Origin of the sequence: Kitasatospora fiedleri, from assembly GCF_948472415.1 — a bacterium.
GTDB classification, from domain to species: Bacteria; Actinomycetota; Actinomycetes; order Streptomycetales; family Streptomycetaceae; genus Kitasatospora; species Kitasatospora fiedleri.
The window spans coordinates 7423657-7446225 of the sequence record NZ_OX419519.1; the positions used below are offsets into that span (position 1 = coordinate 7423657).

Consider the following 22569-nt stretch of genomic DNA (forward strand, 5'->3'; position numbering starts at 1 on the left):
GGCGCCCGATCCAGCCTTCCTGTTCGGTGGCATCCACCACTGCGTTCGGTCCATCCCGGTGGCGGGTGCCGTCCACCAAATATTGCCGAAGGGCTGTGTCATGGCCGCCAGTTCGTCATTCCACCTCGTGAGAGACCCCGCCCGGACCCGGCCCCTGTTCGCCCGCTTCCGGTCGCCGCAGCGGCCCCGTGCCCCCGCCCTGACGTCTGGTCCACCACACCAGCCGAGGCGGGGACCAGGCGGCGGGGACCCCCTCCGCCCCCCGTGGGTGCTTCCGTAGGGCACACCCCTGCCGAATCACCCCACCTTCCCGAGCGCCAGCCGTCCGACCCGATCGAGGAGGCCACTGAAATGCACGAGCTCATCGCCAGTCGGTTCCTGGAGGACCACCTGGTCGTCCATCCCGGCAGCACCTCGGGCATCAAGGTTCCGATGCGGCACTACGCCGACCTGGAGCGGGCGACCGCCCAAGGCGAGGCGGCCCCGGCCTGGTTGACCAAGGCCGCCCGGCAGCGCTGGGCGATGGACCTCTCTCCCGTCCGCCCGCTTCGGGAGTACCTGCTGGTCCGCGCCCCGGCCGACCCGCAGTACAGCCGTGCGTCGTGGGAGATCAACCTCGGCTGCAACTACGACTGCGAGCACTGCTACCTCGGCGAGAAGACCTTCGAGGGCCTGAGCATGGAGGGCAAGGCCAAGCTCCTGCACCTGATGCGCGACGCCGGGGTGCTGTGGCTGCAGATCACCGGGGGCGAGCCGACCGTCGACCGCGACTTCACCGACGCCTACGCCCTCGCCCACGGGCTCGGCATGATGCTCACCGTCTCCACCAACGGCTCGCGCCTGTGGCAGCCGAAGATCCTGGACGTCCTCACCAGGCTGCCCGCCTACCGGGTCGTCGTCTCCGTCTACGGCGCCAGCGCCGCCAGCTACGACGGCCTGACCCGCCGCAAGGGCTCCTTCGCCACCTTCAAGAAGGGCATGGCCGCCGCTCTTGAGGCCGGTCTTCCGATGCGGCTCAACCTCGTCGTCACCGAGCACGCCGCCGACGAGGAGGCCGCGATGGTCGCCATGGCCGAGAACTGGGGGCTGGAGCACAACAGTTACGTCAACATGGCCCCGACGATCTACGGCGGCGCCGAGCCGCTGCCCGCGCAGTCCGCCAAGCACCTGCGGCAGCGGAAGGTGTTCACCGGCTGCAACGCCGGCCACACCTTCTTCCACTCCGACCCACACGGCAAGGCGTCGATCTGCAAGGTCGGCCGCGACCCCGGCGTGGACCTCATGACCGAGGGCCTCGACGGCCTCCGGCGCCTGGGCGTGATCGCCGACTCCCTCATGCTTCGCACCGGTGGATGCTTCGGCTGCCAGCTGTCCGGCTCCTGCGGGGTCTGCCGGCCGATGGCCAAGCTCTACCAGGAGGCGAAGGCGCCACTCGCAAGCTACTGCCGGCACGGACGACCCAGGGAGGAGGTGTCCACATGAACCCCCAGGCCATGATCCAGCTCGGAGCCACCCGCGCCAGCGCGGTCGACATCGAGCTCGTCGACGACCTCGACGAACTCGCCGAGTCCACCAAGTGCTCCTGCAACGCGGGCGACGACAACCCGTTCTAGGACACCGAACGGTCGAAAACCCGCGGGCCCCGGTCGCTTCCGTGCCGGGGCCCGCGGCGTGCGGAGCCGGTGGGTAGGGTGCTCGCATGCGCCTGACGTGGGACTGGATGAGCCCCGTGGTGACCGTGCCGTACGTGCCCACCCTCGGACCGGTCCACCCCGACGCCCTCACCCCCGAGCTGTTCGCCGACGTCATCGGTCTCGCCGGAACGGGCCGCTTCCTCGCCCACGACAAGGACCGCCGCTGGTCGGACACCAAGGACGAGACGGCCCTGCCGCTCGACATCGTCCACCGCCCCGGCCTCACCCTCATCCCGACGCTCTCCACCCACGGCACCCGCACCCTCAAGGTCCACCTCTACGGCAACCCGACAGGAGGCCACCAGGAGGCCACCGACCTCGCCGCGAAGCTCGCCGCCACCTACAGCGCCGCCAAGACCCGCGTCCTGTTCTTCCAGGCCCCCGGCCGGGCGGCCCGCACCGCCGCCGGGCCTGCACCCGCGTCCAGCTCCGCGAGTTCACCCCCGACCGGCCCGGCCTCACCCAGTCGGACGCCGCGCGGTCACTGGAGGACCACCCGCAGGTCGTACGGGCGACGTTCGCCGACTTCGCGGACGCGCTGGCCGGTGACGGCTTCGCCTTCCTCCACTCCCGCATGCAGACCGGCACTGTCGGCCCCGTCCTGGTCGCCGTCGCCGGAAGCCGGGTCATCGGGGCGATCGGCCCGATGGAGACCCTGCCCGATCCCGTCGGCCGCACCCGGCTGCTGCCGCAGTACTTCGGCGTGCTGCCCGACCACCGCGGCCACGGCCACGGCCGAGCGCTCTGGCGGGCCGCCATGCACTGGGGCCACACCCACAGTGCCGACTACCAGCTCCTGCAGACCGAGATCGGCGGCCCCTCCGACACGCTCTGCCGCTCCGAAGGACTCACCGACCTCGGCCTGGTCCGCACCGTCACCGCCTGACCCGGCGTCACGAGTACCGGAAGCAATCTCAGGCCGCGACGGCCGCGACGGGCGCGACGGCCTCGACGGGCGCTGCGGGCAGGTGTTCGGTGGGCAGGTGTTCGGCGAGCAGGGTGGCGAACTGTTCGGGGTCGAGGACGCGGATGCCGAGTTCTTCGGCCTTGGCGCGCTTGGAGCCGGCCTTCTCGCCCGCGACCAGGAGGGTGGTGCGCTTGGAGACGGAGGAGGACGCCTTGCCGCCGGCGCGTTCGATCAGTTCGTTCATCTCGTTGCGGGAGAGCGCCGCCAGGGGGCCGGTCATGCTGCCCGTCACCACCACGGCCTCGCCGGTCAGCGGGCCGGTGGCCGGGGCAGCGGCACCTTCGGCGGGGACGGGCGCGGCGGGCGCGGTCGGGGTGGTGACCTGGGTGCCCACGCCGAGGTCGGCCAGGCGGTCCAACAGGGCGGACAGTTCGGCGAGTTCGGAGACCACCAGGCGGGCCTTCTCCGGGCCGATGCCGTCCACGGCGGCCAGGGCCTCGGCGTCCGCCGACCGGATGGCCGCCATCGAGCCGAAGTGCGCGGCGATCCGCCGCGACATGCTGCGCCCGGTGCCGCGCACGCCCAGGGCGCACAGGACGCGGTTCAGCGGGCGGGTGCGGGCGGTGGCGATCGCGGCGAGCAGGTTGTCGGTGCTCGTGGTGCCCATCCGCTCCAGGGAGAGGAGTTGCTCGCGGGTCAGGGTGAACAGGTCGGCGAGGTCGGTGACCAGCCCGGCCGCCACCAGCTGCACCGCCCGGGTCGAGCCCAGGCCCTCGATGTCCAGTTGGTCGCGGCCCGCCGCGTAGATGATCGACGCCACCGCCTGGCAGTCGCGGCCCCGCACGCAGCGCCAGCGCTGCTCGCCGGTGTCGATCCCCTCCCCGCAGCGCGGGCAGGCGGCGGGGAAGACGATCGGCCGCTCCGCGCCGGTGCGCTCCTCCACCAGCGGGGCCTCGACCCGCGGGATCACGTCCCCCGCCCGGTGCACGAAGACCCGGTCGCCCAGCATCAGCCCGCGGCGGGTGATGTCGGCGGGGTTGTGGAGGGTGGCGTAGGTGACGGTGACGCCGTCGATGACCACCGGCTCCAGGACGGCGCGCGGCGCGATGATGCCGGTGCGGCCCACCGCCCACTCCACCTCCAGCAGCCGGGTCACCTTGTGCTCCGCCGCGAGCTTGCGGGCCACCGCCCACCGCGGGGCCCGGGAGCCGGAGCCGGCCTGCCGCTGGTCCGCGGCCGCGTCGGCCTTCACCACCACGCCGTCGATGCCGAACGGCAGCGCGCCGCGCAGCGCGGTGATCCCGGCGATCCGCTCCCGGACCTGCTCGATCGTCTCGCAGCGCACCGGGGCGGCGGCCGTGCCGGCGGCGGTGTTCGCGCCGAGCCCGGCCAGGGACTCCAGCAGGGCGCTGTGGCCCAGCTCCTCGTCCAGGCCGATCGCGCCGTAGGCGAAGAACGTCAGCTCGATCCGGTACGGGCGGCCCTTGGCCCGCAGCGTCCCGGCCGCGCCGCTGCGCGGGTGGGCGAACGGGGCGGCCTCGTGCGCGAGCCGGATTCGGTTGGCCTCCTCGAACTGGGCCGACGTCAGCAGCACCTCGCCGCGCAGCTCCACGTCCAGCGGGCGGGTGAGCACGGCGGGCAGGCCCAGGACGGCGTCGGCGGCGTGCGTGATGTCCTCGCCCGCCAGGCCGTCGCCCCGGGTCAGCACCTGCCGGAGCCGCCCACCCCGGTAGCGGGCGGCGACGGCCAGCCCGTCCAGCTTCGGCTCCACGCACCACCCGGCCACCGCCCGGCCCAGCCGCCGCTCCAGGCCCGCGGCCCAGTCGGCCAGCCCCGCGTCGTCGAACACGTTGTCCAGCGACAGCATCGGCACGCCGTGCGGCACGTCGCCCACCACCGCGCCGCCCGCGACCTTCCCGGTCGGCGACTCCGGCAGCACCTCGTCCGGATGCGCCTGCTCGTAGGCCGCGATCGCCCGCACCAGCGCGTCGTACTCGTCGTCCCCGAGCGGGGTCGCCCCGTCCCCGTAGTAGGCGGCGGCGGCCCGCGCGGCGGTGGCAACGGCGTCGGCGTAGTCGCCGGAAGAGAGCGGAGCGGCGTTGTTCATGACCGTCATCCTTCCGTTCCGCACTGACAACCGACCGCCTCCGACCGGACCGCCTGACGCCCCGTCAGCGACGGGTGAAACCCGTTCGGGCGAGAGTGGGATCGCGGAAGCGGGGAAGGCACGCCGAGCGACCCCCGCGAGACCCAGGAGCCACTGACGTGACAGCACCGCCCACCACCGCCTCCCGCGCCGACGACCGGCCGGTCCTCCTCGTCCTGTTCGGGGCGACCGGGGACCTCGCGCGCCGGATGCTCTTCCCCGCGCTGTTCGAACTGTGGGAGCGCGGCCTCCTCCCGGACCGGTTCGAGGTGATCGGCTCGGGCCGCCACTCGCCCGGCACCGACCAGGACTTCCGCCACGACGTCGTGGCGGCGGTCGCCGACTCCGCGGACGGCGCCGACCGCGCGGCGCTGGAACGGTTCGCCGAACGGATCCGGTTCGCCACCGCCTCCGCCGAGGACGGCTCCGGGCTCGCGGCGGCCGTGCAGCAGCGCCGCGCCGCGCTCGGCGAGGGCTGCCGGACCTTCCTCTACCTCTCCGTGCCGCCCGGGCAGGCGGACGGCATGCTGCGGATGACGGACCGCGAGGGCATCGCCCGGGACGCGACCCTGATGGTGGAGAAGCCCGTCGGCGAGGACGTCGACACCGCCCGCGCGCTCAACGCGCTGCTGGCCACCCTCGCCCCCGAGGAACGCGTCCTGCGGGTCGACCACTTCCTCGCCAAGGAGTCGGTGCGCTCCCTGCTGGCCCTGCGCACCGCCAACCCCTGGCTCGCCGGGTCGTGGGACGCCCGGCATATCGCCTCGGTGCTCATCGACGTCCCGGAGAAGATCGACATCGAGGGCCGGGCCGCCTTCATGGAACGCACCGGCACCTTCCGCGACATGATCCCCACCCACCTGTGCCAGGCACTGGCCGCCGCGGCGATGGAACCGCCCTCCTCCGACGACCCGGAGGCGGAACGCGCCGCCCGGCTCCGGCTGTTCGAGCAGACCAGGCCCTTCGACCCGGCCCGGACGGTGTTCGGCCAGTACGAGGGCTACCGGGAGGAGGACGGGGTGGCCGCCGACTCGACCACCGAGACCTTCGCCGCCGTCGAGGTCCGGATCGACAACCCGCGCTGGCAGGGCGTCCCCTTCCTGCTGCGCACCGGCAAGGCCCTGGACTCCGCCGACCACCGGCTCACCGTCCGCTTCCGCCCGACGGCGGACGGGGACGGGGACGGGGACCGGACCAAGGGCGAGGCCGGCACCGAGCTGGTGGTGGGCCTGAGCGCCACGGCGGACGTCCGGTTCGGCGTCCGGCTCAGCCGCCCCGGCCCCCGGCCCGGACTGGTGGACGGGGTGCTGGGCCTGGAGCCGCTGCCCGGCGCCGACGCCTCCCTCGGCGCCTACGCGCAGGTCTTCCACCACGCGCTGAGCGGCGACCACCGGGTGTTCACCACCGCCGCCGAGGTCGAACGGCTCTGGGAGCTCGCCGCACCGGTCCTCGCCGACCCGCCGCCCGCCGTCCGCTACCCCCGGGGCTCGTCCGGACCGGAGGTGCCGGGGATGGCGGGGGTGCCGGAGGTGCCGGAGGTGGCGGACCCGGCGTCGGACCGCGCGGGCTGAGCGCGCGGGCCGGGCGTGCGGCGCCCGCGGCCGGTCAGTGGCCGGTCGCGGGCAGGTCGCGCAGCGCGTTCTCCACGACCTCGGTCAGCGCCGGGTGGATCCACAGCGGGCCGTCGGCGAGTTCGCCGGCCGTCATGCCGGTGGTGAGGGCGACCACCAGGGGCTGGATCAGGGTGGCGGCCTGCGGGCCGAGGATGTGCGCGCCGAGCAGCCGTCCGGTCCGGCGGTCGGCGAGCACCTTGCAAAAGCCCTCGGTGTCCTCCAGCGCCCAGCCGTAGGCCACGTCGGCGTACCGGTGCACGGCGACGGCCGGGTCGAGCCCCTGCTCGCGGGCCTGCCGCTCGGTGAGGCCGACCTGGGCGATCTGCGGGCGGGTGAAGACGGCGGAGGGCACCGCCCCGTAGTCCATGGACCGCTCCTCGCCCGGGTGCAGCAGGTTGTGCGCGACGATCCGGGCCTCGCGGTTGGCGACGTGCTTGAGCGGGACGGGCGTGGCGATGTCGCCGAGCGCCCACACCCCGTCGGCGGTGGTGCGCAGCTGGGCGTCGACGGTGATCCGGCCGTCCTCCCCGGTGGCGACGCCGGCCCGGTCGAGGTCGAGCAGGTCGCTGTTGGGGCGGCGCCCGACGGCCACCAGCAGGGTGTCGGCGCGCAGTTCGGCGCCGTCGTCCAGGGTCAGCCGCAGGTCGCCGGGGCGGCCGGTGACGGCGGTCAGTTCACGGCCCAGCCGCAGGTCCCAGTGCCCGCGCATCGCCTCGGTGAAGGCGGCGGACACCGCCTCGTCCTGCTGCTTCCCGAGCAGCCGGTCCTCCTTCTCCACCACGGTGACGTGGCTGCCCGCGGAGCGGAAGACGTGCGCCAGCTCGGCGGCGATGTAGCCGCCGCCGAGCACCACCAGCCGGGCGGGCGGCTCGGGCAGGCGCATCACGGTGTCGGAGGTCTCGTAGGGCAGGCCGGAGGACGCCACCACGGGCGGGACGACGGGGCGGCCGCCGGCCGCGATGACGATCCGGTCGGCGGTCAGCTCCAGCGGACCGTCGGCGGTGTCCACGGTGAGCCGGCGCGGCCCGGTGAACCGGGCCAGGCCCCGGTGGACGGTGGTGTTCGCGGCGTCCCGGCGGTCCTGCTCGCCCTCGGCGGACGCCGCGTCCAGCCGGCCGAAGACCCGGTCCCGGACCTCGGGCCAGCGCACCTCCCGCAGCCGCGCGTCCACGTCGTGCCGCCCGGCGTCCCGGACGGTGTCGGCGACGTCGGCGGTGACGGCGAGCATCTTGCTGGGGATGCAGCCCGCGTTGAGGCAGGTGCCCCCGAACGGGCCGGCGGAGACGACGGCGACGTCCAGGTCGGCGAAGCGGTCGTCGAGGAGGAGGTTGCCCGAGCCGGCCCCGAGGACCAGGAGATCGTGATGGCGCATGTTCGGAACGTAACCGTTTCCCGGCGGACCATTCCGGACGCCGGTCCGGACGGGTGCCACCCGGAGGCTTCTCCCCGGGCCGGTGGGCCCGTCCGGCGGGCGGACGGAGGAGATGTTCACCCGTTCGGCGCATCCGCACCCATGAGTCGCGCGGAATGGGGGAGGCGTGAGTCAGCACCGTGCAGAACGACATCCCGATGAGGAGAACCCGCCATGGCCCGCACCGTCAACCGTGACGCCAACCGCCCCGCCTACACCGTCCCCGGCCTGACCACCGAACAGGGCGCGGAGCTGATCGTCACGCTGCAGGAGCGGCTGAACGCGCTGAACGACCTGCACCTGACCCTCAAGCACATCCACTGGAACGTGGTCGGCCCGCACTTCATCGCCGTCCACAAGATGCTCGACCCCCAGGTCGACCGGGTGCGCCTGATGGCGGACGACGTCGCCGAGCGGATCGCCACCCTGGGCGGCGTCGCGCACGGCACCCCCGGCCGACTCGTCGCCGACCGCAGCTGGGACGACTACAGCGTCGGCCGGGCCGACGCCATCGCCCACCTCGGGGCCCTCGACCTGGTCTACACCGGCGTCATCACCGACCTGCGCAACGCCGTCGAGCAGGCCGGCAAGATCGACCCCGCCACCGAGGACCTGCTCATCGAGCAGCTGCGCGACCTCGAGCAGTACCAGTGGTTCGTCCGCGCCCACCTGGAGAGTTCCAGCGGCACCCTCGCCACGGCGGACGCCCCCACCGAGGCGCGGGCCGCGAAGAAGGCCGTCCGCAAGAGCGGCAAGTCCGCGGGCTGACCGCGCCGCACACCCGGCTCGAAGGCCGCCCCCGCTCCGGCGGGAGGCGGCCTTCGGCGGGCCCGGGCCCGTCAGGCGGGGCGGTGCGCGGTCGCGAACGCCGCCGCGTCCCAGGTGCCGCCCAGGGCGGGGGCGAGGGCGGCGGTGGCGAAGGGGCGGAAGGTGGCGGGGGTGTGGGCGGCGGCGCCGGCGGGGAGGGCGCCGAGGAGGGGGGCGCCGGCGGCGGTGGGGAGGTCGGCGAGGTTGCAGCGGGTGGCGAGGTCGGGGGCGGCGGGCCAGCAGCCGATGACGACGCCGCGCAGCGGGAGGCCGCGGTGGCGCAGCGCCTCGACGGTGAGCGCGGTGGCGTTCAGGGTGCCCAGGCCGGCCGCTGCGACGAGCAGGAACCCGACGTCCAGGCCCAGGTCGCGGCAGGCCAGCGCGTGGTCGGCGAGGGTGCGGCCCCGCTCGTCGTAGCGCACCAGCAGCCCGCCCGCGCCCTCGACCAGGACGGTGCGGTGCCCGGCGGCGAGCTCGGCGACCGTCTTGGCGACGTCCTCGGGCGCGAGGGGCGGCAGCCCGGCCCGGCGGGCCGCCGTCTCGGGAGCGAGCGGCTCCGGGTAGCGGGCCAGCTCGACCGCGTGCACCAGCGGCCCGGCCAGCCGGGCGACCTCGTGCACGTCCCCCGGCTCGTCGGGCCCAAGACCGGTCTGGCCGGGCTTGAGCACCGCCACCGGCTCCGGGCACAGCGCGGCGACGGCGGCGGTGGTCAGGGTCTTGCCGACCTCGGTGCCGGTGCCGGTGACGAACAGGACGGTGGACATGGCGCGGTTCCTAGCGGTCGGAGCGGTCGGAGCGGTCGGAGTGATGGGCGCGGTGGGCGCGGGTGGAGGCGGTGGCCGCCGCGGCGATCGCCCGGCCGATCGCGGCCAGGTCCTCGTCCGGGGTGACGAACGGCGGCATGGTGTAGATCAGGTCGCGGAACGGCCGCAGCCACACGCCCTGCCCGGCCGCCGCCTCGGTCGCCGCGGCCATGTCCACGGGCGCGTCCAACTGCACCACGCCGATCGCGCCGAGCACCCGGACGTCCGCGACCCCGGGCCGTCCGGCGCACGGGGCGAGCGCGGTGCGCAGCGCGGACTCGATCCGCCCGACCTCGCCGCGCCAGTCCTGCCGCAGCAGCAGGTCGATCGAGGCGTTGGCGACCGCCGCCGCCAGCGGGTTGCCCATGAAGGTCGGGCCGTGCGCCAGCACCGGGACCTCGCCGCGCGAGATGCCCTCGGCGACCCGGCCGGTGCACAGCGTCGCGGCCAGCGTCAGGTAGCCGCCGGTCAGCGCCTTGCCCAGGCACATCACGTCCGGCGAGACGCCCGCGTGGTCGGCGGCGAACAGTTCGCCGGTGCGGCCGAAGCCGGTGGCGATCTCGTCGAAGACCAGCAGCACGTCGTGCGCGTCGCACAACTCCCGCAGCGCGCGCAGGTACGCGGGCGAGTGGAAGCGCATCCCGCCCGCGCCCTGGACCACCGGCTCGACGATCACGGCGGCCAGCTCGCCCGCGTGCCGCCCGATCAGCTCGGCCAGGTGCGCGAGGTACGCCGGGTCGGCCGGGGCGTCGTACCCGGCGGGCGGCTCGGCGGCGAACAGCTGCCGGGGCAGCACCCCGCCCCACAGGTGGTGCATCCCGCCCTCGGGGTCGCACACCGACATCGGGTGGAAGGTGTCGCCGTGGTAGCCGCCGCGCCAGGTCAGCACCCGGTGCTTCTCCGGCCGGCCGAGCGAGCGCCAGTACTGCAGGCACATCTTCAGCGCGACCTCGACCGCCACCGAACCGGAGTCGGCGAGGAAGACGTGCTGCAACGGCTCCGGCGTCAACTCGACCAGTTTCACCGCCAGTTCGACGGCCGGACGGTGGGTGAGGCCGCCGAACATCACGTGGCTCATCGAGTCGAGCTGCCCGCGCACCGCCGCGTCCAGCTCGGGGTGCCGGTAGCCGTGGATCGCCGCCCACCAGGACGACATGCCGTCGACCAACTCCCGGTGCCCGCCGACCGGTTCGGCCAGCCGCAGGCGCACGCCCGCGGCCGACTCCACCACGAGGGGCTGGACCGTTCCCGGCATCGGACCGTACGGGTGCCAGACGTGCGCCCGGTCCAGTGCGAGCAGCCGGGCGGCGTCCGGGGTGTGCTGACGGTCCATCAGGCGTTCGGGGCCAGCTCGGTGCCCGCGCCGCGACGGCGCACCCGGACCAGGTCGGTGCGCGCCTCGTCCTCCGCGCCCGGGGCCGCGACGGCTCCGGCGGTGCCGACGGCTTCGACCGCTCCGGCGGCCTCGACGGCCGGCGCGCTCTCGCCGTGGCCGCCGCACGGGCCGCAGCCGCCGCCCGTCCCGCAGGCGCCCTCCTCCTGGTGGCCGCCGCAGCCGGTGGCGGCGGCGTGGACGCGGTGGCGGGGGAGGGTGGTCTGCCCGGCGCCCTCCACCTCGAAGCCCGCGTCCTTGATCATGTCGAGGTCGGCCTGCCCGGCCTGGCCCTCGCTGGTCAGGTAGTCGCCCAGGAAGATCGAGTTGGCGATGTGCAGGCCCAGCGGCTGCATCGAGCGCAGGTGCACCTCGCGCCCGCCGGCGATCCGCACCTCGATGTCCGGGCAGACGAACCGGACCATCGCCAGGATGCGCAGGCAGCGCTGCGGGGTGAGGTTCCACTCCTCGGCCAGCGGGGTGCCCTCGAACGGGATCAGGAAGTTCACCGGCACCGAGTCCGGGTCCAGCTCGCGCAGCGCGAACACCACGTCGACCAGGTCCGCGTCGCTCTCGCCCATGCCCGCGATCAGGCCCGAGCAGGCCGACAGGCCCGCGCCGTGCGCCTTGGCCACGGTGTCCACCCGGTCCGCGTAGGTGTGGGTGGTGGTGATGTCGCCGTAGGTGGCCTCGGAGGTGTTCAGGTTGTGGTTGTACGCGTCCGCGCCGGCCGCCTTCAACCGCTCGGCCTGGTTGTCCGAGAGCAGGCCCAGGCAGGCGCAGACCTCGACGCCCTCGTCCGCGCCCTTGATCGCCGCGATGGTGTCCGCGACCCGGTCGATGTCCCGGTCCGTCGGGCCGCGCCCGCTCGCCACCAGGCACACCCGCTTCGCCCCGCCCGCGACGCCCGCGGCGGCGGCCTGCGCGGCCTGGTCCGGCTTGAGCCAGGTGTACTTGAGGATCTCCGCCTTCGAACCGAGGCGCTGCGAACAGTACGAGCAGTCCTCCGGGCACAGCCCGCTCTTCAGGTTCACCAGGTAGTTGAGCTTCACCCGGCGGCCGAACCACTGCCGGCGCACCCGGCCGGCGGCTGCGACCACGTCCAGCAACTGGTCGTCGGTGGTGGCCAGCACGGCCAGCGCCTCCTCCCGGGTGGGCAGTTCCCGGCGAAGGCCCTTGTCGGTCAGGATGTCGAGGAGGTCCATGGCCCGATCCTGCCCGGGCGGCCCCGGCGTCCGCCAGAGGGAACCCGCCAGAAGATCCCCCGCAGGCTGTGCGAGTTGTCACAGTGTCGCGGCTCACAGTGACCGCCCGGACACCGGCGCGGGCCGCGTCGGGCCGGGGCGCGTCGGACCGGGGCGCATCGGACCGGGCCGGGAGCGGGCGGGGCGGCCGGGACCGGGGTCAGGCGGGCTGGGCCGGGGGACGGTTGTCGATGACGATCCGGGTCGGCGGACGCTCGTCGACCGCCGCCGTGGAGTCCGCGGGCAGGGTGCGGCGGATCTCGTGGGACAGGTCGACGTAGTACGCCAGGGCCATGGCGCTGTCCTGGAGGTCGCGGGCCGGGCCGACGCCGGTCTCCCAGTAGGTGGTGTACAGGGCGTGGACGGCGGACATCAGGCTGGGGCCGGACAGCCGGACGGTCACCATGTCGCTCTTCTCGTCGGTGGCGGCCGGCGGCAGCTGGAAGTACTTGGCGCCGACGGCCCGCGCGACGATGAACTGCCAGGCGTGCGGGTGGCAGACCAGTTCGGCGGTGCCGATCTGGGCGGCGGTCCGCAGCACGGTGGACAGTTCGGCGTCCAGCTGGTCCCGGAGGCGGTCCGGTCGCACCGCGGGCGCGGAGACGGCGGGAGCGGGGGCGGCGGCGGGCTCCGGCGCGGGCTGCTGCCGGCCGGTCAGTTCGGAGAGCAGACCGGCGGCGGCCCGCTGCTCGGTGCTGTCGGTACTGTCGGTGGAGGCGGGGCCGGAGCCGGGGAGCGGGTCGGACGGGGCGGACAAGGCGGTCTCCTTCGGGGCGGCGGGCTCGGTGGTCTCGGCGGGCTCGGTGGTCTCGTTGGCGGCAGCGGTGCGGGCGTCGGCGTCGGCGTCGGCAGCCGGCACCGCCGGAACGGTGGTGGTGGCCTCGGTGGCGGGCTCCGGGGCGGGCTCCGGCCCGGCGTCCGGTCCGGACGGCGGTGCGGTCCGGGCCGTCCGCAGTTCGGCGAGTCCGCTCTCCCAAGCGGCCCGGGCCTCGGCCAGTTCGCGGCGGAGCCCGTCGATCTGCCGGTGGGCCAGGGCGAGGTCGCGCTGGTCGCGGTCGAGGGCGCGGAGGACTTCGGTGCGGGCCCGGTCCAGGCCCTGGCCGAGCGCGGTGGCCAGATCGGTGCGCAATTCCGCTTGGCCGGAACGGAGTTCCCGCAGTTCTTCGATCAGTGCGGGGGCGGTTTCGGTGCGGAGGAGTGCGATCTGTTCGGCGGTTCTCGTCATGTTCCCTCCCGTTGGCGGCGGGTGCCGTCGCGGGCCCGCCTGCGGCGGTCGGCGGTTCCCGGTGGTGTCCGGGCCAAGCGTGCTGGGCGTGTTCCGGGCGGGTGGGCGGGTCGGGGCAGGCTGTCGGAATTCCGGCGATCACTGGCCGGAATCGCCTCGCCGTCATGTTCGAATGGTTTGTTGTGGGTTTCCCACCCCTCGCCGGGAGCCCTTTTCGCGGATTTCCGTCCCGGCCGGGAAACGGATTCCCCGGGGCGCGGCGGAAACGTCGACCGGGCGGAGAGGGTCGGGTCGGGGAGGCGGGCGGGTTCGGTCCGAAGTGGGCGTGCGTCCGACCCGAAGGAAGGATCGTCCGATCAACTGCTTACAATCTGCGCCATGACCATCCAGCGGGGCCCGCACGCGCGCGGGGACGACGAGCAGCCGCCGCACGGGCACCGGGCGAGCGGCGAGCGGCGTCGGCTGGCCGTGCTCTGGGGCCTCGTCGCGGTGCTCGCGGCCGGCGGGGTCTGGGTGGTGGCCACCCCGCACCACCGGGGCGCGGCGTCCGGGGCGCCCAGCGGCGACAAGCCCACGGCCCAGGCGGCCGGGGCTGGCCAGCCCGTGGAGCCGCTGACGGAGTCTCAGTCCTTCCTGGCGGAGCGGTACTTCCCGGCCCAGCGCGGCTACGACTACGACAACTACCGGGCCCGCCGCTCGACCGCCCGGGAGGGCGCCGAGTGCCGGGGCGTGCAGAACGACAAGGCCCGCGACCTGCTGGCCGAACTCGGCTGCCAGGGCTGGCTGGGCGTCGCGCTCACCCGCAGCGACCAGCCGGTGGCCTCCAGCGTCACGGTGCTGCGCTTCCTCGACGAGGGGGCCGCGGCGCGGGCCCTGCCGACCGTCCGGGACAAGGCGCGGACTTCGAGTTCACCTACCCGGAGGGGATGTTCGCCCCCGCCGCGAACGTCCGGCCGATGTCGGCGACCCGGGTCGAACTGGTCGGCCACCACATCACGCTCACCGTCTCGCGCTACCTCGACCAGCGGGCCGGCGAGAAGCCCGACGACCTGCTCACCGCCAGCAGCCGGTCCGCCGCCGCCGTGGCCGGCCAGCCCTTCATGTGGATGTAGGACCGCCCCGCCCGGACGCGCCCCGCCCGCCCCGCCCGGACGCGCTCCGCCCGGACGCGCCCCGCCCGCGCCGCCCGGCGGCCGTCGTCCGCAGCAGCACCCCGGCCGCCAGCGCCAGCACCGCCGCCAGCGCGAACACCGCCGCCGCCCCGAACGGCAGCGCCACCCCGCCCAGCACGCTGCCCGCGCCGATGCCCAGGTAGATGCCGGACGCGTTCAGCGACACCAGCAGCGCCCCCTGTTCGGGCGCCGCCGCCAGCAGGCGCAGTTGCTGCGGCGGGGTCTGGCACCAACTGCTCGCGCCCCACAGGAACGCCAGCGCCCCGACCACCGCCGCCCCCGGCCGCACCGGCCCGGCCGCCAGGCCCGCCAGCACCGCGAACGCCGCCGCCATCACCGCGTACCCGGCCGCCAGCACCCGCACCGGCCCGCGCCGGTCGGCGAACCGCCCCGCCAGCAGGTTCCCGGCGACCGCGCCCGCCCCGTACAGCACCAGCGCCACCACCACCGCCGTCCGGCCCGAGACCCCGACGGCGGCCAGCACCGGCACGCTGTACGCGTACGGGACGTAGCAGGCGGCCATCCCGAGCACCGTCAGCGGCAGCACCGCGAGCACCCCCGGGCGGCGCAGCGCCGCCAGCCGGGCGCGCAGCGGGACGGGCTCGGTGCCCGGCAGCGGCGGCAGCGCCAGGCGCACCGCGAGCGCGCACAGCGCGGTCAGCGCCGCGACCGCCCCCAGCGCGGCCCGCCAGCCCAGCCCGACGGCGGCCACCCGCCCCAGCGGCACGCCCAGCGCGGTGGCCGCCGTCAGCCCGCCGATCACCACCGCCAGCGCCCGCCCGCGCCGCTCGGGGCGGACCAGCGCCGCCGCGCTCGCCCCCGCCGTCGGCGTGAACGCCGCCGCGCCGAGCGCCGCGAGCAGTCGGCCCGCCAGCAGCGCCGGGTAGGTCGGGGCGAGCGCGGTGAGCGCGTTGGCGGCGGCCAGCAGCACCAGCGCGCCGACCAGCAGGGCCCGCCGGGGCACCCGGGCGGTGGCCACCGCGAGCAGCGGCGAGGCGAGCGCGTAGCAGGCGGCGAACAGGCTCACCGACTGCCCGGCGGCCGAGGTCGACACGTGCAGCGCGGAGGCTGTCGCGGGCAGGAACCCGGCGGTGACGAAGGCGTCGGTGCCGACCGCGAAGGTGCCCAGGGCGAGCACGGCGGCGGGACCGAGACCGGCCCCGGTGGGGGTCGGGGCCGGGGCGGTGGGGGTGGGGCCTTGAGCGCGTCGGTCACGGGGGAGCCCTCCTCGGAGGCAGGCACGGGCCGCTGTTCCGGATATTAGGTGTCCCGAATTATTCGGGACACACTGTATCCGGAATCGACGGGCGGGGAAGGGGAGTTCCGGTGGGTGGGCGCTCAGCCGGTGGCGTCGGCGGTGCCGGCCAGGCGGGCGTAGTTGGCGCGGACCCGGGCCACCGAAGCGGCCGGGGTGGCCGCCGCCAGGTCGGCGACGCTCTGCCCGGAGAGCTCGCGCCGCCAGGCCAGTTCGGCGCGCCGCATCGCGGTGGAGACACCGCACGGGCGGGCGAACTCGCGGGCGGACGCGCCCGTCGCGGAGACGCCCCGCTGCCGGATCTCGGCACAGGCGAACAGCGGGTCCGGGCCCTCGACGGCGGCCACCACGTCCATCATGCTGATCCGCTCCGGCTCCCGGGCCAGCCGCACGCCCCCGCGCGGCCCGGAGACGGACGTCAACACCCCGGCCCGGGTCAGCCGTTGCAGCACCTTGTTCAGGTACGTCGGCGACAGCTCGAACATCGCCGCCAGCCGCGCCGAGGGCACCGGCTCCGCCCCGCCCACCCAGACCAGGGTGAGGCAGCAGTGCAGGCCCCACTCCACGCCTTCGCTCGTCCGCATATTCCGGATGGTAGCTATCCGGAACCCGGTCGCGCCAGCACGGACCGGTGCCCCGGGGGGCGTCCGTGCCGTCGGCGCGGCAGCGGCGCGCGGATCAGCCGTCGAGGTGCTGCCGGACGCGGCGGGAGGGGGAGAAGACGTACAGGTCGAGGATGGCGGGCAGCGGGGCCAGGCCCGGGCCGCCCGCCTCGATCCAGGCGGTGATGTCGGCGCCGGCGTCGCGGTCGTTGACCAGGCCGAGCCAGACCGGCCGGCCACCGGCCCGACGGCCCGCCGCGGAGGGCTGGACGACCACCACGTTGGCGTGGTCGCAGGCGTCCAGGCAGGCCACCGGGCGGACGGTGGCGACCTCGGCCAGGGAACCGCGCAGGTCGGCGAGTTGGGCGGCGTGGTCGAGGCCGGGGATCTTCGGGGTGCCGCAGCAGCACCCCCGGCAGACCGAGACGGTGCAGCGGGCGGGCGCACCCTGCGCGCCGACGGCGGCGGCCTTCTCGCGGGCCCGGCGGCTCATCGCAGGACCCCCGCGACGGTGCGTCCGGTGACGGCCCGCCAGGCGAGCGGCCTCCCGACGGTGCGGTTCCGCGCGGCGACGCGCAGCAGGCCCGGACCGCTCAGCCCCACCAGGACGGCCGCGCCCCCGCGACCGAGCACGCCCAGCGACAGTGACAGCGACAGGGCACCGGCCAGGTCCCGGACCGCGAGCACGGCGAGCAACGCGGCGGCCGCCACCACGTCCCGCGCCACCGCCGCGCCCGCACGCGCCAGGACGAGGCCCGACCCGGCCCGGCCCCTCCCGACGCCACCGGGCACGGCGACCACCGCCGACGCGTCGTCGACACCGTCGCCCACCCTCAGCACCCGCCGCCCGGCGGTCTCCAGTTCCTGCACGGCGGCGACTTTATCCTGCGGCGGCAGCGGGGCCCGCACCCCGGGGCCTCCGGCCCCCCGCCTTCGCCGCTGCGCGTGGACGGTTGTCGGTGGGCGGCCGCGGAGCCGTCCCGGTCGGCGGTGCCCGGCGGGGCCGCGGTCGTCGCCGCGTCCTCCGACTCCGCGGTGAGCGGCGGGGGTTCGGCCCGCGCGGTGGCGGCGACGTCCGGGGCCGGGGTCAAGTCCGTGGCGGCGTGCAGCAGTCGGCCGCCCGCGGGCGCTTCAGGACGAGGCGGTCCGGGGGCGGCGCAGGCAGAATTCGTTGCCCTCCGGGTCCGCCAGCACCAGCCGGTCCGTCGTCGTTCCGAGCCGTCGGGCGCCGAGGGCCAGCAGTCGGGCCGTCTCCGTGGCCGTGTCCGGGTCCGTCTCCGTGGCCGGGTCGGGGCCGAGGGGGCTCAGGTCGAGGTGCAGGGGGAGGCGGACCGGTCGGGGATCGGTGGTCGGGCTCAGCACCAGGGCGGGGAGCGGCCCGCCGTAGCCGTCCGCGGGCGGTCCGAGTTCGATGCTGCCGTCCGGTTCCCGGCCCAGCTCGACGTACCCGAGCACCGCGCCCCAGAACGCGGCCAGCCGCTCCGGGTCCGCGCAGTCCAGCACCAACTCGCCGATGCGGCACGCCATGCCGGCCAGCATAGCCACCCGGCCGGACGCGCGGGGGCGGTGCGGCGGTAGGCTGCCGGACTCCGGATGATCATCGGTACGGGGGCGTGGGGTGGAAGTACTGACAGGCACGCACCGGGTGCACTTCGTCGCGCTGTGGGTGCTGTTCGCGGCCGAGCTGCTCTGCCTGGCGGCGACCGCGCCGCCGCTGCGGCTGCTGGCCCCGGTGTGGCTGTGGGCGGGCCTGGCCGGTCTGGTGCTGCTGCTGTTCGTCTCCGCCCTGGTCCGCTGCTTCACCCTGCGGTTCCCGCGCCACGGCGGCTGGTTCGACCCCGTGCTGTACGTCTGGAACCTGTCGCACGGGACGAAGGTCTGGTACGGGATCGCGCTCTGCCTGGTCGGTCTCGGCCTGGCCACCGCCACCGGTGCGCAGGATGCCCGCCGGGACGCGACGGGCTCCTTCTACCTGCAACGCCACGACGTCCGCACCGACCTCACCCCCGCGCAGTACCGGGAGGTCCGCGGCGCCTTCGTCCGGATCGCCACCGGCGTCCCGGCCGGGCTGTGCGTGGTCGGCAGCTTCCTGGTGCTGCTCTCGGCCGACGTGGCGTACGGCGCCGCCGAGGCCGCCGCCCGCCCCCGTCCCCGCCCTCGTCCCCGCCCGGGCGGCACGCCGAAGTACTGAGCGCTCCGTGTCCCGGCGCCTTGTGTCCCGGCGCCCGGGCGGTGGTCAGCCGAGCCGGGGCCAGGCCAGCAGCTGCTCCAGGACGGCCGGGTCGCCGGCCGCGAGCAGATCGGCGGACGGGCGGCGGCGGTGCAGGGCGAGCAGGAGGTCGCTCGCGGTGCCGGCGAGTTCCAGCCCGGCGGGGCCCTGCCCGGGGGCGGCCTCCGCCGGGGTGAGGTCGAGGGCCAGCTCGGGGCCCTCGGCGGTGCGCAGCCGGAGGGCAACGGGGGCGTGCGGCCACGGGGCGGACATCGCCCAGTACAGGTCGCGGAACTCGTCCAGGCCGTCCAGGGCGACGGCCTCCGGCAGCGGGAGGGGCGCGCCGAGGGCGAGTTGGGCGTCGTGGGCGTGCACGGCGGCCTCCTGCACCTGGTGGCGGGCGACCGCCCCGCTGTCGCCGGGAACGCCGCTGCCCTGCCACCACGTCCAGCAGGCGCGGTCGGGACCGGCCTCCCGGAGCGCCGCGAGCACGTCGGAGGTCGCCGCCTCGGCCCGGGCCAGCGCCCGGGCGGCCGGGAGGCCGGTCTCCAGCGCCGGGCGCTGCGGGGTGAAGCCGGGGCCCGCGGCCACGGCCGCCGCCCAGAACAGGTGCACGCCGGTGATGTGGTCGAGCAGGTCCGAGAGCGCCCAGTCGGGACAGCTGGGGACGCGGGCCGTCAGGTCGGGTGCCTCGGCGACGGCCTTGCGCAGCGCGGCGGAGCGCTCGTCGACGAGGTCTAGCAGGTCCGAAAAGGCAAGCGGAGTGGTCATCCTGACTGCCTATCACGGACCGGTGACAACGAGGCCGCGCCCGCCGGCCCCCGTCCCGATTCCGGGCTCCCCGTCGGGCCCGGGGGCGGGGCGGCCGAGCGGGGTGATGCCGATCCGGGTGATCAGGCCGTGCGCGGTGCGCGGTGGCGCGACATGGTTCGATCCCGCCCGGTCGTGTCGGCCGGGCGGGATCGAGGGGGCGGCACCGCCCGGGGTCGGAGGAGGCTCCCCGCCCGTCGGAGCCCCGGGCGGTGCCGGCTCGGGGGGCCGGCGCCCGTCGGGTGACGGGTGCCGGCCGGTCGGTTGGCGTCCGTGGGAGGCCGGACGCCCGCCGGGGGAGGGGCGTCCATCAGCGGACGGACGCCCTTCGGGACATCAGGCCCCGAACACCTGGAACTCGGAGAGCTGCGCGGCGGGCCAGCCGGTGTTGCCGGTGACGTTCAGGCGCAGGTAACGGGTCGAGGTGGCCGGGAGGTTGATGGTGACGGTGTTGCCGGTGGCCGGGTCGAAGGTGTAGCCGGCGGAGCCCACCAGGGTGGTGAAGGTGGTGCCGTCGGTGGAGCCCTGGACGCTGAGGGTCTGGGTCCGGGAGGCCCAGGCGCTGGCCGGGGGCAGCTTCAGGACGGCCTTGGTCAGGCTGCGGGAGCAGCCCAGGTCGACCTGGACCCACTGCGGGAAGGCGTTGTTGGCGCTCTCCCAGTACGAGTTGGCGTCACCGTCGACCGCGTTGCCCGGACCGTAGGTCTGGCTGGTGCCGGAGGCGGTGGCCGGACGGCCCTGCGCCAGGTTGCCGCTGCCGGTCGGGCAGGTCGGCCCCGAGGGGACGAGGACGGCGAGGACGACGGGGAGGAGGACGGCGAGGAGCTGCCGTTGCCGCCGCCGAACACCTGGAACTCGGAGAGCTGCGCGGCGGGCCAGCCGGTGTTGCCGGTGACGTTCAGGCGCAGGTAGCGGGTCGGCGTGGCCGGGAGGTTGATGGTGACGGTGTTGCCGGTGGCCGGGTCGAAGGTGTAGCCGGCGGAGCCCACCAGGGTGGTGAAGGTGGTGCCGTCGGTGGAGCCCTGGACGCTGAGGGTCTGGGTCCGGGAGGCCCAGGCGCTGGCCGGCGGGAGCTTGAGGACGGCCTTGGTCAGGCTCAGCGAGCAGCCCAGGTCGACCTGGACCCACTGCGGGAAGGCGTTGTTGGCGCTCTCCCAGTAGGTGTTGGCGTCACCGTCGACCGTGTTGCCGGGGCCGTAGGTCTGGCTGGTGCCGGAGGCGGTGGCCGGACGGCCCTGCGCCAGGTTGCCGGTGCCGCTCGGGCAGGTCGGCGGGGTGGAGGTGGAGGGCGACGGGGACGGGGACGGCGAGGAGGGGTTCGAGGTGGACGGGGACGGGGACGGCGAGGAGCTGCCGTTGCCGCCGCCGACCGGAACGCCGTTGTACGTCCAGACCGGCGCGGGCCACTGGCCGGTGCAGGTCGAGCCGGTGAGGCCGGAGTTGCCGCCGCCGTCGGTGATCTGGAAGCCGGTGCCCACGCAGTTGTGGATCGGGGTGGCGGACTGCGCGATGTTCTTGGCCTTGACGTTGGTGAACTTCAGCTGGGCGTTGGCCTGCGCCTGGATGGCGTAGGTGCCCGCGCCGTCGATGTTCACGTTGGTCAGGTTGACGCCGGTGACACCGCCCTCGATGGTCTGGATCGCCTCGTAGGAGCTGTCCAGGATGTCGGTGTCGGTGATGTTGATGGTCGCGCCGGTGATCGGCTCGTTCAGGCCGTCGAACCAGATCGCGCCGACGCCGAACTGCCAGTTGAAGTCGCTGTTGCCGGTGCGGATCAGGGTGTTGCGGGCGGCGGTGATGGTGCCGGCGACGGCGGTGCCGCTGCCGGAGTTGACGCCCGGGTAGCGGTTGGCGATGTGCAGGCCGCCGCCGTTGCTGATGGTGTCGGACATGACGTTGTCCGAGATGGTGAAGTCCTTGCCGCCGTACGTGACGATGTTGTTGGCGAGGATCGGCAGCACCACCGTGTTGTGGGTGAAGCTGTCGTTGGTGTTCGCCACCCGCTCCGGCCAGGAGGCCAGGCCGTCGTCACCGGTGTTGCGCACGAAGGTGTTGGTGACCGTCGAGTTGGTCACGCCGGTGTGGAAGTTGACGCCGTCCGCGGTCTGGTCGAGGATGCGGCTGTTCTTGATGGTGAGCCGGTCCATCGGACCGTCCATCCAGGCGCCGACCTTGGTGTGCTGGATCCACAGGTTGTCCACCGTGGAGTTGGACATCGCGCCGCCCAGGCCGTTGACCTGGTCCTCGTCGACCCGCTCGCGGATGTCGCCGATGATGGCGAAGTCCTTGAGCGTGACGTTCTGGCTCGGGCCGCCGGAGGTGACGTACTTGCCGTAGATGCCGGCCGCGTGGCTGCGGTTGTTCGGGTCGCGCCCGCCCAGCACGCTGTACCAGGGGCCCGCGCCGGCCAGCGTCACCTTGTCCACGATCACGTGGTCGTACAGGGTGAAGTTGCCCTGCGGGATGTAGACCGTCCGGCCCTGCGCCGCACCGGCGTTCACCGCGGCCTGGAACTTGGCGGTGGAGTCGGTGGCGCCGGTGGGGTCGGCGCCGAAGTCCGCGACCACGTCGATCGCGTTGGCGGGCTTGGCGATCGGCGCGCCGACGTTCTCGAAGTCGGCCAGGTCGATGGTGAAGGTCGGCGACTGCGCGGTGGAGGAGACCTGCAGCCGGATCTTCGTCCCGATCGGGTAGGTGCTGCCGAGCAGGGTGCGGGTCTCGTCGAAGAAGTGGTGCGGGTTGGTGTCGCCCGGGTTGTTGTTGAACGGGTAACCGCCGTAGTACCAGCTGTACTTGGAGGTCACGTCGACGTTCTTCAGCTTCTGCCCGTTGACCAGCAGGTCCATCGAGGCGTCGCGGCCCTTGCCGTCCGAGGAGTCCGGCAGGCTGTAGCGGAAGTCGATCGAGTTGGCGGGCGCGGTGAGCGTGAACTCGACGTACTGGCCGACCGCGTTCAGCGTCACGGCCTGCCGGCCGGAGGCTTCCGAGGGCAGGTGGCCGTACAGCCGGTCCGGCCCGACCACGGTGCCGTTGGTGGCCGCGTACTCGGCCTCCTGCTCGATGAACGGGACGCTCGCGCCGCGGTTCGGGACGGCCAGCGGGGAGAGCGCGGGGACGGCGGCGGCGTGGGCCGTGCCGGCGTTGACGAACGCCGCCGCCAGCAGGCCGGAGGCGCCCAGGGCGAGCGTCGCCAGGGACGCGACGGTCCGTCTGGCGCGGGTGGGGGGATTCAGCATGGATGACCGTGCTTCCTGCGGGGGAGGGGCCCGGGTGGTGGCCGGGCGTGCCGAGCGTAGGAC

The 22569-nt window shown here is 74.9% G+C and carries 21 protein-coding genes and 1 pseudogene; 7 read left to right on the plus strand and 15 right to left on the minus strand.

Annotated elements, in window-relative coordinates; genetic code table 11:
* The first annotated feature begins 351 nt into the window (after window positions 1-351).
* The 3 genes from QMQ26_RS33905 (at window position 352) to QMQ26_RS37645 (ending at window position 2580) form a co-directional block, all read left to right on the plus strand.
* On the plus strand, window positions 352-1482 hold the full coding sequence (locus tag QMQ26_RS33905; protein ID WP_282203968.1) for a radical SAM protein: 1131 nt from the start codon (window positions 352-354) through the stop codon (window positions 1480-1482).
* Window positions 1479-1613 carry a hypothetical protein gene (locus tag QMQ26_RS33910; RefSeq protein ID WP_282203969.1) on the plus strand — a complete coding sequence of 45 codons (135 nt, stop codon included), beginning with the start codon at window positions 1479-1481 and terminating at the stop codon, window positions 1611-1613. The genes QMQ26_RS33905 and QMQ26_RS33910 overlap by 4 nt, the downstream gene beginning before the upstream one ends.
* 655 nt (window positions 1614-2268) lie before the next feature.
* Window positions 2269-2580 carry a GNAT family N-acetyltransferase gene (locus tag QMQ26_RS37645; RefSeq protein WP_318552124.1) on the plus strand — a complete coding sequence of 104 codons (312 nt, stop codon included), beginning with the start codon at window positions 2269-2271 and terminating at the stop codon, window positions 2578-2580.
* Between the two features lie 28 nt (window positions 2581-2608).
* Here the strand turns inward: QMQ26_RS37645 and ligA are convergent, their stop codons facing one another.
* Window positions 2609-4717 carry an NAD-dependent DNA ligase LigA gene (gene ligA / locus QMQ26_RS33920; protein ID WP_282203970.1) on the minus strand — a complete coding sequence of 703 codons (2109 nt, stop codon included), beginning with the start codon at window positions 4715-4717 and terminating at the stop codon, window positions 2609-2611.
* A gap of 149 nt (window positions 4718-4866) precedes the next feature.
* Here ligA and QMQ26_RS33925 point away from each other — a divergent pair, with 149 nt between their 5' ends.
* Window positions 4867-6318 carry a glucose-6-phosphate dehydrogenase gene (locus QMQ26_RS33925; RefSeq protein WP_282203971.1) on the plus strand — a complete coding sequence of 484 codons (1452 nt, stop codon included), beginning with the start codon at window positions 4867-4869 and terminating at the stop codon, window positions 6316-6318.
* A 34-nt stretch (window positions 6319-6352) separates the two neighbouring features.
* On the opposite strand, the gene QMQ26_RS33930 is transcribed toward QMQ26_RS33925, so the two are convergent.
* Window positions 6353-7732 (minus strand): mycothione reductase, encoded by a 1380-nt coding sequence (locus QMQ26_RS33930; protein WP_100838990.1) that lies wholly within the window; start codon window positions 7730-7732, stop codon window positions 6353-6355.
* Window positions 7733-7945: 213 nt separating this feature from the next.
* Between QMQ26_RS33930 and QMQ26_RS33935 the strand changes: the two genes are divergently transcribed.
* On the plus strand, window positions 7946-8539 hold the full coding sequence (locus QMQ26_RS33935; protein WP_282203972.1) for a Dps family protein: 594 nt from the start codon (window positions 7946-7948) through the stop codon (window positions 8537-8539).
* A 71-nt stretch (window positions 8540-8610) separates the two neighbouring features.
* On the opposite strand, the gene bioD is transcribed toward QMQ26_RS33935, so the two are convergent.
* The 5 genes from bioD to QMQ26_RS33960 all read right to left on the minus strand — a co-directional run bounded on the left by bioD (window position 8611) and on the right by QMQ26_RS33960 (window position 14055).
* Window positions 8611-9342, minus strand: a complete 732-nt coding sequence (bioD, locus tag QMQ26_RS33940) for a dethiobiotin synthase (RefSeq protein ID WP_282203973.1) — start codon at window positions 9340-9342, stop codon at window positions 8611-8613.
* A 10-nt stretch (window positions 9343-9352) separates the two neighbouring features.
* Entirely contained in the window at window positions 9353-10714 is a 1362-nt protein-coding gene (locus tag QMQ26_RS33945; protein ID WP_282203974.1) for an adenosylmethionine--8-amino-7-oxononanoate transaminase, read from the minus strand.
* Window positions 10714-11958, minus strand: a complete 1245-nt coding sequence (bioB, locus tag QMQ26_RS33950; RefSeq protein ID WP_282203975.1) for a biotin synthase BioB — start codon at window positions 11956-11958, stop codon at window positions 10714-10716. The genes QMQ26_RS33945 and bioB overlap by 1 nt, the downstream gene beginning before the upstream one ends.
* Window positions 11959-12157: 199 nt before the next feature.
* Window positions 12158-13222, minus strand: coding sequence for a hypothetical protein (locus QMQ26_RS33955; protein WP_282203976.1), 1065 nt, complete (start codon window positions 13220-13222; stop codon window positions 12158-12160).
* Between the two features lie 680 nt (window positions 13223-13902).
* Window positions 13903-14055, minus strand: a complete 153-nt coding sequence (locus QMQ26_RS33960) for a hypothetical protein (protein WP_282203977.1) — start codon at window positions 14053-14055, stop codon at window positions 13903-13905.
* 93 nt (window positions 14056-14148) lie between these two features.
* Between QMQ26_RS33960 and QMQ26_RS33965 the strand changes: the two genes are divergently transcribed.
* Window positions 14149-14334 carry a hypothetical protein gene (locus QMQ26_RS33965; protein WP_282203978.1) on the plus strand — a complete coding sequence of 62 codons (186 nt, stop codon included), beginning with the start codon at window positions 14149-14151 and terminating at the stop codon, window positions 14332-14334.
* Here the strand turns inward: QMQ26_RS33965 and QMQ26_RS33970 are convergent.
* The 5 genes from QMQ26_RS33970 to QMQ26_RS33990 form a co-directional block, all read right to left on the minus strand.
* Entirely contained in the window at window positions 14321-15532 is a 1212-nt protein-coding gene (locus QMQ26_RS33970; RefSeq protein ID WP_282203979.1) for an MFS transporter, read from the minus strand. The two genes, QMQ26_RS33965 and QMQ26_RS33970, sit on opposite strands and share 14 nt — an antisense overlap.
* Before the next feature lie 200 nt (window positions 15533-15732).
* Window positions 15733-16233: an RrF2 family transcriptional regulator gene (locus QMQ26_RS33975; protein ID WP_282203980.1), complete on the minus strand. Its 501-nt coding sequence runs from the start codon at window positions 16231-16233 to the stop codon at window positions 15733-15735.
* 94 nt (window positions 16234-16327) lie between these two features.
* Window positions 16328-16744, minus strand: a complete 417-nt coding sequence (locus QMQ26_RS33980) for a (2Fe-2S) ferredoxin domain-containing protein (protein ID WP_282203981.1) — start codon at window positions 16742-16744, stop codon at window positions 16328-16330.
* Complete coding sequence (locus QMQ26_RS33985) at window positions 16741-17121, minus strand: hypothetical protein (RefSeq protein ID WP_282203982.1); 381 nt, start codon at window positions 17119-17121, stop codon at window positions 16741-16743. The genes QMQ26_RS33980 and QMQ26_RS33985 overlap by 4 nt, the downstream gene beginning before the upstream one ends.
* 261 nt (window positions 17122-17382) lie before the next feature.
* Window positions 17383-17778, minus strand: coding sequence for a VOC family protein (locus QMQ26_RS33990; RefSeq protein ID WP_282203983.1), 396 nt, complete (start codon window positions 17776-17778; stop codon window positions 17383-17385).
* 91 nt (window positions 17779-17869) lie between these two features.
* On the opposite strand from QMQ26_RS33990, the gene QMQ26_RS33995 reads away from it, so the two are divergent.
* On the plus strand, window positions 17870-18442 hold the full coding sequence (locus QMQ26_RS33995; protein WP_282203984.1) for a hypothetical protein: 573 nt from the start codon (window positions 17870-17872) through the stop codon (window positions 18440-18442).
* A 45-nt stretch (window positions 18443-18487) separates the two neighbouring features.
* Here the strand turns inward: QMQ26_RS33995 and QMQ26_RS34000 are convergent, their stop codons facing one another.
* The 3 genes and pseudogenes from QMQ26_RS34000 to QMQ26_RS34010 all read right to left on the minus strand — a co-directional run bounded on the left by QMQ26_RS34000 (window position 18488) and on the right by QMQ26_RS34010 (window position 22506).
* Window positions 18488-19231, minus strand: coding sequence for a maleylpyruvate isomerase N-terminal domain-containing protein (locus QMQ26_RS34000; RefSeq protein WP_282203985.1), 744 nt, complete (start codon window positions 19229-19231; stop codon window positions 18488-18490).
* A gap of 375 nt (window positions 19232-19606) precedes the next feature.
* A pseudogene (locus QMQ26_RS34005) lies at window positions 19607-19939 on the minus strand (galactose-binding domain-containing protein); the annotation flags it as partial.
* On the minus strand, window positions 19864-22506 hold the full coding sequence (locus QMQ26_RS34010) for a discoidin domain-containing protein (protein WP_282203986.1): 2643 nt from the start codon (window positions 22504-22506) through the stop codon (window positions 19864-19866). The pseudogene QMQ26_RS34005 and the gene QMQ26_RS34010, both read right to left, overlap by 76 nt.
* Window positions 22507-22569 lie beyond the last annotated feature (63 nt).

Bases quoted from the DNA above. Each gene is read 5' to 3' on its own strand.
- QMQ26_RS33945 (WP_282203974.1), bottom strand. From the start codon at position 10,714: ATGGACCGTCAGCACACCCCGGACGCCGCCCGGCTGCTCGCACTGGAC.
- QMQ26_RS33955 (WP_282203976.1), bottom strand. From the start codon at position 13,222: ATGACGAGAACCGCCGAACAGATCGCACTCCTCCGCACCGAAACCGCC.
- QMQ26_RS33965 (WP_282203978.1), top strand. From the start codon at position 14,149: ATGTTCGCCCCCGCCGCGAACGTCCGGCCGATGTCGGCGACCCGGGTC.
- ligA (WP_282203970.1), bottom strand. From the start codon at position 4,717: ATGACGGTCATGAACAACGCCGCTCCGCTCTCTTCCGGCGACTACGCC.
- QMQ26_RS34000 (WP_282203985.1), bottom strand. From the start codon at position 19,231: ATGACCACTCCGCTTGCCTTTTCGGACCTGCTAGACCTCGTCGACGAG.
- bioD (WP_282203973.1), bottom strand. From the start codon at position 9,342: ATGTCCACCGTCCTGTTCGTCACCGGCACCGGCACCGAGGTCGGCAAG.
- QMQ26_RS37645 (WP_318552124.1), top strand. From the start codon at position 2,269: ATGCAGACCGGCACTGTCGGCCCCGTCCTGGTCGCCGTCGCCGGAAGC.
- QMQ26_RS33930 (WP_100838990.1), bottom strand. From the start codon at position 7,732: ATGCGCCATCACGATCTCCTGGTCCTCGGGGCCGGCTCGGGCAACCTC.
- QMQ26_RS33905 (WP_282203968.1), top strand. From the start codon at position 352: ATGCACGAGCTCATCGCCAGTCGGTTCCTGGAGGACCACCTGGTCGTC.
- QMQ26_RS33975 (WP_282203980.1), bottom strand. From the start codon at position 16,233: ATGCGGACGAGCGAAGGCGTGGAGTGGGGCCTGCACTGCTGCCTCACC.
- QMQ26_RS33935 (WP_282203972.1), top strand. From the start codon at position 7,946: ATGGCCCGCACCGTCAACCGTGACGCCAACCGCCCCGCCTACACCGTC.
- QMQ26_RS34010 (WP_282203986.1), bottom strand. From the start codon at position 22,506: ATGCTGAATCCCCCCACCCGCGCCAGACGGACCGTCGCGTCCCTGGCG.
- QMQ26_RS33980 (WP_282203981.1), bottom strand. From the start codon at position 16,744: ATGAGCCGCCGGGCCCGCGAGAAGGCCGCCGCCGTCGGCGCGCAGGGT.
- QMQ26_RS33910 (WP_282203969.1), top strand. From the start codon at position 1,479: ATGAACCCCCAGGCCATGATCCAGCTCGGAGCCACCCGCGCCAGCGCG.
- QMQ26_RS33990 (WP_282203983.1), bottom strand. From the start codon at position 17,778: ATGGCGTGCCGCATCGGCGAGTTGGTGCTGGACTGCGCGGACCCGGAG.
- bioB (WP_282203975.1), bottom strand. From the start codon at position 11,958: ATGGACCTCCTCGACATCCTGACCGACAAGGGCCTTCGCCGGGAACTG.